Origin of the sequence: [Zimmermannella] alba NBRC 15616, from assembly GCF_001570905.1 — a bacterium.
Lineage (GTDB): Bacteria > Actinomycetota > Actinomycetes > Actinomycetales > Microbacteriaceae > Pseudoclavibacter > Pseudoclavibacter albus.
The window spans coordinates 164,384-177,538 of sequence record NZ_BCSO01000002.1; the positions used below are offsets into that span (position 1 = coordinate 164,384).

The following is a 13,155-nucleotide window of genomic DNA, read 5'->3' on the forward strand; positions in this document are numbered from 1 at the left end:
ACAGCATCCTGCAGTGGGCTACTCATCCTCGGTGCTTGAACTTGTGTGACACAGACCCGCGGGCCACGGCACACCCATCCGCTTCGTGAAACCTTCGAGCAGTGCGTCGAGCCCGGTATGGAAGGCGATCTCAGCCGCCGAGCGATCCGGCTCCGCCTCAAGCTGGGCACGGTTCGCCGCCGTAAAAACTGGGGCGTCAGCATCCGCCTCAAGCTCAAAGATGTTCGCGGGGGCGAGCGCGTCATACGCCGAACCAAAGACGAAGGATTCGAGTGCCACGATCGTCGGCACGATCGACTCCTTCGGCCAGCCATAGGAACTGAGCGCCGTCGCGACACGTTCGTACATCACCGTCGTCGCCCGTGCGCCGTTGATGGGCATGAGTGCGATGAGTGCGATGAGGTCCGGCTGGGCCGCCATGATGTTGCGGTAGCTCACTGCCCAACGGCGCAGCGCCACCGGCCACGGATCCTCATCGAAACCGGCGAGATCCAGCTGGCCCATGATGCGGTCCTGCACCTCGCGGAGGATTTCATCCTTTGAGGACACGTGGTTGTAGAGCGCCGCCGGGGTCACCTCAAGCGCGCCTGCCAGGCGTGACATGGTGAGCGAGTCAAGCCCTTCATCCGTGACGATCTCAAGTGCCCGATCAACGATGAGGCGCATCGACAGGATGCGCTTGGAAGGCCGTCCGACACGGCGGCGCGGGGTCGTCTCCGGGGACTCGTGCAACGGTAGGACCACTCCTGTCGCTCATTAGTGTCATGTTCAATCCAGGGGAGCGTAACCCTTGAATGAACGAAGTCCTCTCGATAGCGTAAATGAACCCTGTTTACCGGCGGCTGAGGCCGCCTCGCGAACCTGCGTATTGGCGACGCGTCCGTCGCCGAAGGAGTGCAATCCATGCAAACCCTCGAGATGCGAATGGCCTCATTCGCACGCTCATCCGCAGGGGGTGCCAAGCTGCGCAGCGAAGCTTCGAGTCGGAGTATGCTGCACTCGCTCTGCAGTTTCTGCGTCGGCGGGCGCCTTCCTGGCGTCCGCCGTCGTCTGCCCGCAGCAAACCCCACACACGAGGACATTGGAGTCCCAGACCATGCCTGAAGTCATCCCTGTACCACCGTCGCCACCGACCGGAGCCATCCCGACCGTCAACGCGTCGGGCCTTTCCAATAAGGGCCTCTCCATCGGCAAGGTGGGCTCGATCGCCGGTGCCATCATCGGTATCTCGTGCATCGCGCCGGCGTACACCTTGACGTCTGGCCTTGGTCCGACCATCTCTGAGGTCGGCTACCAGGTGCCTGCGATTCTCCTGCTGGGCTTCTTCCCGATGCTCCTCGTCGTGTTCGGCTACCGTGAGCTCAACAACGCGATGCCCGACTCCGGTACGAGCTTTGCCTGGGCGACGCGCGCCTTTGGCCCGTGGGTCGGCTGGATGACCGGTTGGGGCCTCATCACGGCGACGATTCTCGTGCTCTCCAACCTCGCGGCCGTCGCCGTCGACTTCCTCTTCATCCTGCTCGCGCAGGTCTTCCACAACCCGGACCTCGCGGACCTCACCCGTAACCTCTGGATCAACATCCCGATCACGGCGCTCTTCCTCGCCGTGGCAGCCTGGATTTCGTACCGAGGTGTTGAAGAGACGAAGATCTTCCAGTACGTCCTCGTCGGCTTCCAGGCCATCGCCCTCACCTGGTACATCGTCGCAGCCTTCGTGGGTGTTTCGAATGGCACCGCCTTCGACCCGACGCCCGTCTCGCCCGAATGGTTCAACCCCTTCGCCGTGGGTGACCTCTCGGTCGTCATCGCTGGTGTGTCGCTCTCGATCTTCCTCTTCTGGGGCTGGGACGCCGTCATCACCATGAACGAAGAGGCCAAGGACCCGGAGAAGACCCCGGGCCGCGCTGCCCTCCTCACGATCCTCTCAATCATGGCCGTCTACCTGCTCGTCACGGTCGCCACGCTCTCGTACGCGGGTATCTCGACGGACGGTGAGTTCTCGGCCGGTAACCCCGAGAACCAAGAGTCGATCTTCGCCGTCCTCTCGGGCCCGATCATGGGGCCGGTCGCGATCCTCATGTCGATCGCAATCCTCTCCTCCTCGGCCGCCTCGCTGCAGTCGACGATGATCTCGCCCTCGCGTACGATCCTCGCGATGGGTCACTACGGCGCCCTCCCGAAGCCCTTCGGCCGCGTTCACCCGGTCCGTAAGACCCCGGCTGTCGCCACCCTGGCGTCGGCGCTCGCCGCAATCGGCTTTTACGTCGTGACGCGTCTGCTCTCCGAGAACGCGCTCTGGGACACGATTACCGCGCTAGGCCTTATGGTCTGCTTCTACTACGGTCTCACCGGTCTCGCCTGCGTGTGGTACTTCCGCAAGACCGCCTTCAAGTCGACCCGCACGATCTTCTTCCAGTTCATCTTCCCGCTCATGGGTGGTCTCGGCCTCGTCGCCATGTTCGGCAAGACGCTCATCGACTCGATGAGCCCCTCGTACGGTTCGGGTTCGGCGCTGTTCGCGACGAGCTACGACGCGAACGGTGTCGCCCAGGACGGCATCGGCCTCGTGTTCATCCTCGGTATGGGCGTGCTCCTTCTTGGCGTCGTGCTCATGCTCATCACCGCATGGCGCAACCCCTCGTTCTTCCGCGGAGAGAAGATCAGCATGGGTACCTCGGCCGACACCGGCCAGATCGAGGTCCTCTCTGAGTTCGCCCTCCTCATGGAGGAAGAAGAGCGTCAGCAGAAGCTCCGCGAGGAAGCTGCTGCCGCCGAAGACGTGAAGTAGCTCCTTCCAACTCAAAGGTCCGGGTCAGCGCTGTGCTGGCCCGGACCTTTTGTGCGTACACTCGGCCGCGTGAAGATTGCGCGTTTTGACCACCAGGGCCAGCTCGGATACGGGATCCTCGACGAAGAAACGAACGAGCTGGTGAAGCTCTACGGCGACCCGCTCTATGTCGGGTTCGAGACGACCGAAGAACGAATCTCCGTGGACGAGGTGCAGATTCTCGCACCGTTCATTCCCCGCTCGAAGGTCATCGCCTTTGGCCGCAACTATGCCGCCCACGCAGCAGAACACGGCACCACGGTGCCTGAGGACCCGATGATGTTCCTCAAGCCCAACACGTCCGTGATCGGCCCGGATGCGCCGATCATTCTGCCGCCGCAGTCGGAGCAGGTTGAGCACGAGGTGGAGCTTGCGGTCGTCATCGGCCACATTGCCCGAAACGTCCCCGCTGAGGACGCCTCGAAGGTGATCTTCGGGTACACGGTGAGCAATGACGTGACCGCCCGCGACCTGCAGCGCAGCGACGGCCAGTGGTCGCGTGCGAAGGGCTTTGACTCGTTCTGCCCGACCGGTCCGTTCATTGAGACGGACTTCGACCCGTCGGAGGGTGCGGTGCTCTGCCGTGTAAACGGAGAGCTGCGCCAGGAAGGCGACCTCAACCTCATGGAGCGCGGTGTCGGTGAGCTCATCGAGTACGCCTCGAGCGTGTTCACGCTGCTGCCCGGCGACATCCTGCTGACCGGCACGCCCGCCGGCGTCGGTCCGCTCAACCACGGCGACGTCGTCGAGTGCGAGATCGAGGGCCTGGGCGTCCTCCGCAACCCCGTCATCGGCTCGAAGAAGTAGGCCCGCCGTCAAAATGCACGCTCAGTGAGCTATGTGCCCGTATTTGGACTCGTGGTTTGCTGAGCGTGCATATTTGCCAATTCGGCGGCACATGCTCGCCACGAACTCTCAATTTCTGATGGCACTCGTCCCTGCACAGGGTCGATGTCCCACACCCTATTGCGGCTGGACCAACGGTGTTCCCCTCGGGCGAGGAGACAACGGATGAGCGACTTCACCTCGTTCGGTCGATGGAGGATGTCGTCATAGGTGAATCGCACACACTTGAACCCCAGCCGTTCCAGCGCGAGGTCACGAGCACGGTCCTTGCGGACGAAGTCGCCGCTATGGAACGCGAGCCCATCTGCCTCGACGACGAGTCGGTCGCCAATGAGAAAGTCGACCCGACCAACTCCCCGAATCGCAACTTGCGTTGTGAACTTGACGCGCATGCTCCGAAGAATGAGCCGCAGTGCAGATTCAATGCCCGATTCGGCACATGGCGATACCGCAGCCGCTAGCTTGAGGCCACGACGCCCTGCCCGCGACAGTGCACTTGAGACCTCATGAGGAGTGAGGAGTCCCGCCCGCAAGATGCTGTCGACGATAGGTACTGCGGTGACTTGTGGGACGCACTGGGCGAGGCAACTCACCGCGAGGCGGGGGTCGTCGATCGGGACATGCGTCGGGACACGACCGGAGAGAACATGAGGCACGCATCGCGCACGTTGGTCTCGAGCCTGCGCGAGGCGTACATGGACGGAACCGGGTACGCCATGCGGTTGCCAAACTGAGGGCAGCCGCAACGCATCCATGCAGGTGAGTGCCCCGCCAGCTTTGACAGCAGCTACGACACGTTCATCGGCATCAGGCGTTGCGTACCATCCATTTCGCACCCGGCGGAACCCATATCGCACCTCAAGAGTTCGAAATCTCTCGCTGGCACCAAGCTCGACGAGGCGGCGACGTGCGATTACGCCCCGGCCGCGTTGCAGCTCCAGTTCCAGCTTGATCACGCCACCATGACAGCGCACCCGTGACAGCGAAATGCGGTTATCCACAGTGCTCGTGTCAAAAATGCACTCCTGGTGAGCTATCCCCTCCTATATCGGGGGATAAGTCACTGTGAGTGCAATTTTGAACCGGGGCGGGTGAAGCAGCGGGGCTGACTGCGCGGCGTAAAATGGGGCCACAATGTCTGAGACGCTCAATGCCCCCGTAACCACCGCCACCGGCGCGGACATCCGTGTTCGCTTCTGCCCCTCGCCGACGGGCACGCCCCACGTCGGCATGGTCCGCACCGCCCTGTTCAACTGGGCCTACGCGAAGCACGTTGGCGGCACCTTCGTCTTCCGTATCGAGGACACCGACGCGGAACGTGACTCTGAGGAAAGCTACGAGATGATCCTCGAGGCGCTCCGCTGGCTGGGCCTCGAATGGGATGAAGGCATTGGCGTGAGCGGCCCGCACGAGCCGTACCGTCAGTCGCAGCGCGACGAGATCTACCAGGACGTCATCGAGAAGCTCAAGGCAGCCGGCTACCTCTACGAGTCCTTCGCGACTGCTGAGGAGATCGAGGCCCGTAACATCGCGAACGGCCGCGACCCCCGCCAGGGCTACGACAACTTTGAGCGAGACCTCACCGAGGAGCAGCGCGAGGCGTTCAAGGCTGAGGGCCGCCAGCCCTCGCTGCGCCTGCGCGTTCCGGACGTCGACCTCTCCTTCGACGACCTCGTGCGTGGCGAGATCACCTTCAAGGCTGGTTCCTTCCCCGACTTCGTCCTCGTGCGTCCGAACGGCAAGCCGCTCTACACGCTTGTGAACCCGGTCGACGACGCGCTCATGGGTATCACCCACGTGCTCCGGGGTGAAGACCTCCTGTCCTCGACGCCCCGCCAGATCGCGCTCTACCAGGCGCTCGTGGCCGTTGGCGTCGCCGACTTCGTGCCGCGCTTTGGTCACCTTCCCTACGTCATGGGCGAAGGGAACAAGAAGCTCTCGAAGCGTGACCCTGAGTCGAACCTCTTCCACCACCGCGACCGCGGCTTCCTGCCCGAGGGCTTGCTCAACTACCTCTCGCTCCTCGGCTGGTCGATCTCGGCCGACCGCGACGTGTTCACGATGGACGAAATGACGGCCGCCTTCGACGTGTATGACGTGAACCCGAACCCGGCCCGCTTCGACCTCAAGAAGGCAGAAGCGATCAACGGCGAGCACATGCGCAAGCTCACGCCGGAAGACTTCACGCAGCGGATGGTCCCGTACCTCGTTCGCGAGAGCGTCTTTGGCTCGGATGCTGCTGAGCCGAGTGCTGAGCAGCTGGAGCTCCTCGCGAAGGCAACTCCGCTCGTTCAGGAGCGCATGACGCTCCTCGGTGAGGCGCCTGGCATGGTCGGCTTCCTCTTCCGCCCGACCTCGGAGATTATCGTCGAGGATGACGCTCGCAAGACGCTCAAGGCGGACGCACCCGAGGTGCTCGACGCCTCCATCGCCGCCCTTGAGGTGCTCACGGACGAGCAGTGGTCGACCGAGCCGATCGAAGCGGTGCTTCGTGCGGCACTCATCGAGGAGCGTGGTCTCAAGCCGCGCGTCGCCTTCGGTTCGCTGCGTGTGGCCCTCTCGGGTCGCCGCGTCTCGCCGCCGCTGTTCGAGTCGATGGAGCTGCTCGGACGCAAGGTGACGCTCGAGCGCCTTGCGCAGCTGAAGGCGCAGCTGACTGCGGGGGAGTAGCGCATGGGTCCGGAGGTAGAGCATGGCGACTATGACGTCGTGGTTGTCGGCGGCGGCCCCGCTGGTTTGCAGGCGGCCATGCTGCTTGCGCGCATGCAGCGGCCGACGCTCGTCATCGACTCGAATCGTCCGCGCCATGCCGCGACGCTCGCCGCGCACGCCTTCTTGACGCGCGACTACATCCCGCCGTTCGAGCTGCGTCAGGCGGGTCGCGACTCGGTCACGCACTATGAGCACGGCGAGGTCGCTTTTGGTGAGGTGACGTCGATCGAGGTGCTGCCGGAGGACGGTGACGATGCCCGCGCGGGTTACCGCTTCCGTGTGCAGTCGCGTTCCGTGCGCGGCTCTGCGCCGAAGGATGTGCGGGCGAAGTCCGTGCTCCTCACTGCTGGCATCTCCGAGCGTCTGCCGGAGGTCGAGAACCTCCGCGCTTTCTACGGGACGTCCATCCACTCCTGCCTTGCCTGCGACGCCTGGGACCACCGCGGCAAGCGTATTGCGCTTTTCGGGTACTCCGGGGCGCCGCGTCTTGATGAGCGGGCGGTGCTGCTCACGCAGTGGAGCGACGACGTCATCCTCTTCGCTGACACGGATTCGGTGGACGAGGAAACGGCCGAGACGTTGCGGAACCGCGGCATCACGGTTGATCGTCGTCACGTGGTCGCGGCGGTGGGGGACCAGACGGGCTTGACTGGCCTCACGATCGAATGCTCGGAGGGCGAACGCTCCGTCGTCCCGGTCGACGCAGCCTTCGTGCGTCCTCACTACGAGGTCAAGCTTGGCTTCGCGGAGACGCTGGGCATTGCGGTGACCGCCGAGGGCTTCGTCCGTGTGGATGACGAGGGCCGCACTTCGGTGCCCGGCGTCTACGCGGCCGGCGAGGTGACACCTCCGGGCCCGCAGATGCTCATCATGGCGGCAGGCATGGGAGCGCACACGGCAGTGACTGTAAACCGCGATCTGCTCGGCCTTGGCCCGGATTTGCGTCGCCAGCGCGGTGCAGATGCGCGCGCTGATGCCGAACGCGGCTCGGTCGACGAGCAGCGAAGACACACCGGCGAGTCGGATTTGCGCAGGCGAGGTGAATTGCCCTAGGCTATCCGCTGGTGTTCTTCACCATTGGGGTATGGTGTAATTGGCAACACGGCTGATTCTGGTTCAGTTGTTCTTGGTTCGAGTCCAGGTACCCCAGCGCGAAAGCTCCGGTCGCTGACCGGGGCTTTTTTCGTTGCTCCGGCGCGGTTCGTTGCCTTCCAAGTGGCCCGCTTCGGCTTGCTCGGCTGTGGCGTGATCGCATCCGCTAAACTAATCGGCGTTCATTTTGACGGCTACCGCCAGCGTCGGCGGAAGGGGTTCCACGACATGCGTCGCGCCATCCTGCTCATTGCTGCCATCCTCACGGAAGTGGGTGGCTCACTCGCCCTCAAGGGCGGACTCGAATTTCCGTGGCTGTACGCACTGACAGTGCTCGGCTACGTTGCATCCTTCATCCTGCTCGCCATGGTGTTGAAGGCCGGGCTTCCGCTCGGCGTCACCTACGGCATTTGGGGTGCGACCGATGTTGCGCTCACGGCCATCGGCTCATCGCTCATCTTTGGCGAACCGTTCACGCCCCTGATGGGGCTCGGCATCGTCCTCGTTGCGGCCGGCGTGCTCTGCGTCGAATTTGGCGCCGCTGGCGGTTTCAAGGATGAGGATGAGGATTCGCCGCACGGTGTCGCCTTCGGTGGTGCACCTACCGGTCCCATCCCTGTCGTGACGGGAGGGAAGTAAACCATGTCGTGGCTCTGGCTCGCATTCGCGATCATCTTTGAGATCCTCGGGACGCTTTCCCTCAAGCAGGCGGCAACCGCGTCGAAGCGCTGGTATCTCGCCGTCGTTGCTGGCTACGGCATTTCCTACGCCTTTCTCGCGATGGCGCTCGCGGACATCCCGCTTGGTGTCGCCTATGGCATCTGGTCGGGCGTGGGCGTCGTGGCGATGGCCATCCTCGGCCGCCTCATCTTCAAGGAGCGCCTGACCTGGGTGATGGGGCTCGGTATTGTGCTCATCACGGGCGGTGTTGTGCTCATCCAGCTCGGCTCGACGGCGTAGCGTGCTCGCGAGAACGTGGGCGACACACCGAGCTCGTCGCGATGTTGCGTTGCGTACAAAAGCTGTGGCATAGTAGTCGAGTTGTCAGCGCGCAGGCGCTCAACAGTCCGGCCCCATCGTTTAGCGGCCTAGGACGCCGCCCTCTCACGGCGGTAGCGCGGGTTCAAATCCCGCTGGGGTCACCAAAAAAAGCGCCCTCCCGAAACGGGAGGGCGCTTTGGTGTTTCCACCAGCTTGTCGCCACTCATCGAGAGCCAAGCTGAAACCCGGATGCCGTACCATGAGCGAATCGTCCGCATCGTCCGGCCTGAAGGTGTCAGCTAGTGCAAGCAGAGTTTTCCACCACCTACGAGCGTTCTTTCGGCTCGCTGACACTGCATGTGTCGGCCGCGAGCAACGTCGGCCTGGTCCGCCAGATCAACGAGGACTCGTTCTTCGCGAAGGCGCCGGTGTTCTTCGTGGCTGACGGCATGGGCGGCCACGCCTACGGCGATCGCGCGAGCCAGACCGTTGCTCGCACCTTCGACGAGGCCGTTGACTCGGAAGAGCCGCTTCGCCCGGAGCGCGTGCTCGAGCTCATCGACGAGGCGAACACGAAGGTTCAGCAACTCATCACCGAAGACGACGGGCCCGGCGCTGTTGCTGGCACGACGCTCTCGGGTATCGCCCTCGTTGATGTCGAGGAGATCGGCGGCGACGACCTCCACTGGATGATCTACAACGTCGGTGACTCGCGCGTGTACGGCTGGAACGGCCGCTCGCTCATCCAGGTCACGGTCGACCACTCGGCCGTGCAGGAAATGGTCACGATGGGGCTCATCACTCCCGCCGACGCGCTCATCCACCCTGACCGCAACGTCATTACGCGCGCGGTGGGTTCGGAGCGCCACGTCGAAACCGACATTTGGCTCATGCCCACGCGCGGCCACCAGGTGTTCCTGCTGTGCTCGGACGGTCTCACGAAGGAACTCGACGACACGCAGATCGCCCAGGTGATGACCGAATACAGCACCCAGGCAGAGCCCTCCATCACGCTCTCGGAAGCCCTCGTTGAGGCAGCCGTTGCTGCCGGTGGCCGCGACAACATCACGGTCGTGGTCGTCGAATCCGAGATCATCGCCAACATCAGTGCAACGGCGGGCCCGGCCGCCGAGTCGAACCTCACTCCCGAGCAGGAACAAACCACGCCGAGGACAGCGGAATGACGTCATCACCCTTCGAGTTCGGCGGTCGAACGTGGCTCTATGTCGAGGGGGGCCAGCTTCAGCTCCTCATCGATGAGGATGCGCACGCACGCCAGCTGGAACGAATCCAGGATGCGGCGAGTGACGGGCTCGAAGATGTGCTCGATGCCATCCTCTCGCGTGGGCTTCGCCGGGCTCCTGAATTCGTGCTGCTTGAGAACTCGCACTCGAAGGGGCACGCCTTTGTGCGTGCAGATCTTTCGGTTCGTGTGGACGGCGCGGTTGAGGCCTGCGGCGGGCGACTGAGCTGGGCTGAGCTTGTCTTGTCGGATCCCCGACTGGAGGCATCCACTGCTGACGGCAGCGCGTGGTTCGCGCTTGAGCCTGGCAAGGCACCTGAGGTCATCGAAGCTCCGGCAGAGGCTGCGAAGCCGTCGGCCGATGAGGAAGCCGCGGAGTCGGCGGTCGTGAGCGACGAGCCGAAGTCGGAAGCTGAAGAACCTGGCGAAGATGCCGCTGCTGTGGTGGCAGGCGCTGCAACCGTTGGGGCTGCGGCGGTTGCTGCCGCTGCGACGGGCGACGAGGCGCAGACGGACGAGACTCCTGAAGTGCCCGCGAGTGAGGAATCGAAGGCCGACGACGGCGAGGGCGCCGAACAGCCTGATGACAAGACGGGTGACGACGCGCAGGCTGAGGACGAGCAGGCTGAACTCGACGCTGAGGGCGAGCAGCCCGAGCTGGAGACTGACGTGTCGACGTCGGACGAGGAGACATCTGAGGAGTCTGAGCCTCAAGCCGAGGCTGATGAAGCGAAGGACGGCGAGGAGCCGTCTGACGCGAAGGCTGACACGAAAGACGAGGCGTCGGAGTCAGACGAGACGTCGGATGATGAGAAGTCCGACGAGAAGCTTGAGCCGAAGGACGACAACGACACCGCGGAGCCGAAGGCTGACGACGAAAAGGGCGGCGAGGAATCCGACGGTGAGAAGGCCGAAGGCAAGGCTGACGATACGGCCGAGTCGAAGTCCGACGGGGAGAAGGCCGAGGCCGAGAAGTCGTCTGACGACGAGAAGGCCGAGGCCGAGAAGTCGTCTGACGACGAGAAGGCCGCGTCCGAAATGTCGTCCGACGATGACAAGGCAGAGGCTGGCAAGAAGGCCGAGGACGAGAAGCCATCCAAGGACGCGAAGTCTGACGACGCCGCATCCGAAGAGATGAAGCCAGCAGCTGCCTCCGCCGACGTGCCGAAGGGCCAGATCGACCCGAACGCTGACCCCAACCTTGACTTCACCGGGATCGAGGGCGTCGCCCCCGACATCATCGAGATGCTGCAGGGCAAGCGCCCGATCCCGACGATGGAACAGCTCCTCATCGAGGCCGGGATCGACCCGAACCAGGAGTTCACGAGCCGACCGCAGGTCCGCAACGTCCGCGGTGAGATCATGCAGGCCCGCCGAAAGCTCCGCGAGCGTGAGCGTGATCAGCAAAAGCGTGCCCGTCAGGCAGAGCGCGAGAAGGCCGAGGCCGAGCGCAAGGCGAAGACCGCCGCCCAGAACAAGGAACGCGAAAAGCAAGAGGCCGAACGCAAGGCGACCCGCGCCGCAGTCGCTGCTGAGCGTGACAAACAGGTTCGGGAACGCGCCCTCGCAAGCCGCTGGCAGGCGAGCGCCTCCGCATCCCGAGGACGTGCCGCAGCATCGAAGCCGGAGCCGACTGAAGACGAGAAGTCCGAGCGCGAGAAGCGGCGCGCGGAGCGTAAGGCCAAGGAGGCCGCGCGCGCTGCCGCCTTCGCCGCACAGCACGGTGGGGGAGCAGCGGCTCCCGCAACGGCCGCTGCTGCCGCCGCTGCAGTACCAAACGCACAGGCCGCAGCGGCCGCGCCCGCAGCAGCCCCTGCTGTCGACACCTCGAACATGAGCGAGCGAGAGCGCCGTCGCGCGCGCTTCGCCGAGCGCCGTGCGGCCCGACGTGCCCGCGCTGCTGCCGCGGCCCGAGGCGAGTCCGTCGACACCGCGACGCCAGCAGCGCCCGTGAGCGCCCCGGAGGCTGCCCCTCCCGCCGAGCAGCCCGCAGCAACTCCTGCTCAGCCGCAGGCGGATGCAGCAGTGCAGCAGACGGCAACGAACCCGGCCCAGCCCGAGGCCGCACAGCCACAGACGGCTATGCCTCAGGCTGCGGTCCCCGGTGCGCCCCAGCAACCGGGTCAGGTCATGCCGGATGCCGCCGCACAGACAGCGGCACTCGCCGCAGCTCAGCAAGCAGCTGCCCTGCAGGCAAGTGCGCAGCAGGCTCTGCCGCAGCAGCTCGCCGGCCAGCAGCTTGACCCGCAGCAGCTCGCGGCGCAGCAGGCGCAGCAGTCCCAGGCCCCGCAGGGTATCGGCGCAGAGACCACACCCTCGCAGCCCGCCTCAGCGGCAGCCGCGCCCGACTTCGCGCCACAGCCCGCCCAAACGGCGCAGCCCACGCAGCGGGTGCCCCCGGCAGAACCTCCCTCGGTGGCACCCGCGGCGCCTGCGGCACCCGCCGCGGCCGAGCAGGCCGACGACGACTTCGACCCGACGGCTTACGACTTCCTCTTCGGCAGCACGGTTACCGTGAACCAGCTCGCCAAGGAGCGCAGCGCCGCGGCGGAGCAGGCCACGGCAGCACCCGCAGCCGAACCCGCCCCCGAGGCAGCAGTTCCGGCGTCCGCACCCGCGGCTCCGCAGATGCCTGCGATGCCACCAGCGCCCCCTGCCGCATCCGTGCCACCGGCGCCCCCTGCCGCACCGCTCGGTCAGATGCCGCCCGCACCGGCGATGCCCGCGGCCCAGCCGTCAATGCCCACACCGGCACACCCCGCCTTCCAGCAGGAGATGCCGTTGCCGCAGCCTCCGACAGCAGCCGAGGCACAGCTTGGTGACCACGACGGCCACACCGTCATGAGCAGCCAGGTCCGCGCATGGCGCCAGCAGCCGGGCCGTCACGCGGGTCCGCTCGTCGCAGACCCGAGCCAGATCGCCGAGGCGCCGGCCGTTGACGACGGCAATCACGATGGTCACACCGTCCGAGCTGACCTCGTGGCCCGCCTGCGCGCCCGCTACGGGACGGCAGCACCCGCAGCAGATCAGCCCGCAGCACCCGCAGCAGGACCGATTGCTGCGCCACCTGCGGTGCCCGCACAGGTCCCCTCCGCGAGCATTGTTGTCGAGACATCCTCGGGTGATGTGCGGCCTCTTACGGGCGTCATCATCTACGGTCGTGCCCCGAGCGCCGACCACCCGGGAGTGATGGCAGGACTCTCGCCGCAGCTGGCACATGTCCGACCAGAGACGGTTCTTCTGCACGGTTCGACGGATATTTCCCGCAACCACGTTCGGATTTCACTCGAAGGTGGTGTGATTGTCGTAACCGACCTCCACTCGCGTAACGGCACTGACGTCACGCTCCCTGAGCGTCCCAAGCAGCGCCTCCGCGGTGGAGAGCCGACCGCCGTTCTCCCCGGTACCGTCGTCGATCTCGGCGATGGCATCACCCTCACCATCCGAAAGTAGA

At 64.9% G+C, this 13,155-nt stretch carries 10 protein-coding genes and 2 tRNA genes; 10 read left to right on the forward strand and 2 right to left on the reverse strand.

The window, feature by feature from the left end:
- Nucleotides 1-18: 18 nt before the first annotated feature.
- Nucleotides 19-732: a TetR/AcrR family transcriptional regulator gene (locus ZAL01S_RS03380; RefSeq protein ID WP_066079742.1), complete on the reverse strand. Its 714-nt coding sequence runs from the start codon at nucleotides 730-732 to the stop codon at nucleotides 19-21.
- 364 nt (nucleotides 733-1,096) lie between these two features.
- Between ZAL01S_RS03380 and ZAL01S_RS03385 the strand changes: the two genes are divergently transcribed.
- Both ZAL01S_RS03385 and ZAL01S_RS03390 read left to right on the forward strand, forming a co-directional pair.
- The gene (locus ZAL01S_RS03385; protein WP_083523019.1) at nucleotides 1,097-2,788 is read left to right on the forward strand and encodes an APC family permease; all 1,692 of its coding nucleotides are present in this window, start codon (nucleotides 1,097-1,099) and stop codon (nucleotides 2,786-2,788) included.
- Between the two features lie 69 nt (nucleotides 2,789-2,857).
- Nucleotides 2,858-3,634, forward strand: coding sequence for a fumarylacetoacetate hydrolase family protein (locus tag ZAL01S_RS03390; protein ID WP_066079895.1), 777 nt, complete (start codon nucleotides 2,858-2,860; stop codon nucleotides 3,632-3,634).
- Nucleotides 3,635-3,663: 29 nt separating this feature from the next.
- Here the strand turns inward: ZAL01S_RS03390 and ZAL01S_RS10755 are convergent, their stop codons facing one another.
- Nucleotides 3,664-4,428, reverse strand: a complete 765-nt coding sequence (locus ZAL01S_RS10755; RefSeq protein ID WP_083523020.1) for an endonuclease domain-containing protein — start codon at nucleotides 4,426-4,428, stop codon at nucleotides 3,664-3,666.
- A gap of 379 nt (nucleotides 4,429-4,807) precedes the next feature.
- Here ZAL01S_RS10755 and gltX point away from each other — a divergent pair, with 379 nt between their 5' ends.
- From gltX to ZAL01S_RS10570, 8 genes are all read left to right on the forward strand, one after another.
- Nucleotides 4,808-6,343, forward strand: coding sequence for a glutamate--tRNA ligase (gene gltX / locus ZAL01S_RS03405; protein WP_066079752.1), 1,536 nt, complete (start codon nucleotides 4,808-4,810; stop codon nucleotides 6,341-6,343).
- Between the two features lie 3 nt (nucleotides 6,344-6,346).
- Nucleotides 6,347-7,438, forward strand: a complete 1,092-nt coding sequence (locus ZAL01S_RS03410; protein WP_066079755.1) for an NAD(P)/FAD-dependent oxidoreductase — start codon at nucleotides 6,347-6,349, stop codon at nucleotides 7,436-7,438.
- Nucleotides 7,439-7,463: 25 nt separating this feature from the next.
- Nucleotides 7,464-7,535, forward strand: a tRNA-Gln gene (locus ZAL01S_RS03415).
- A 95-nt stretch (nucleotides 7,536-7,630) separates the two neighbouring features.
- On the forward strand, nucleotides 7,631-8,116 hold the full coding sequence (locus ZAL01S_RS03420) for a DMT family transporter (protein WP_306301588.1): 486 nt from the start codon (nucleotides 7,631-7,633) through the stop codon (nucleotides 8,114-8,116).
- Between the two features lie 3 nt (nucleotides 8,117-8,119).
- On the forward strand, nucleotides 8,120-8,437 hold the full coding sequence (locus tag ZAL01S_RS03425) for a DMT family transporter (RefSeq protein WP_066079762.1): 318 nt from the start codon (nucleotides 8,120-8,122) through the stop codon (nucleotides 8,435-8,437).
- A gap of 109 nt (nucleotides 8,438-8,546) precedes the next feature.
- Nucleotides 8,547-8,622: transfer RNA gene (locus ZAL01S_RS03430), tRNA-Glu, on the forward strand.
- 138 nt (nucleotides 8,623-8,760) lie between these two features.
- Nucleotides 8,761-9,642, forward strand: coding sequence for a PP2C family protein-serine/threonine phosphatase (locus ZAL01S_RS03435; protein ID WP_244875315.1), 882 nt, complete (start codon nucleotides 8,761-8,763; stop codon nucleotides 9,640-9,642).
- Nucleotides 9,639-13,154, forward strand: coding sequence for an FHA domain-containing protein (locus ZAL01S_RS10570; protein ID WP_066079765.1), 3,516 nt, complete (start codon nucleotides 9,639-9,641; stop codon nucleotides 13,152-13,154). The genes ZAL01S_RS03435 and ZAL01S_RS10570 overlap by 4 nt, the downstream gene beginning before the upstream one ends.
- Nucleotide 13,155: the final 1 nt, after the last annotated feature.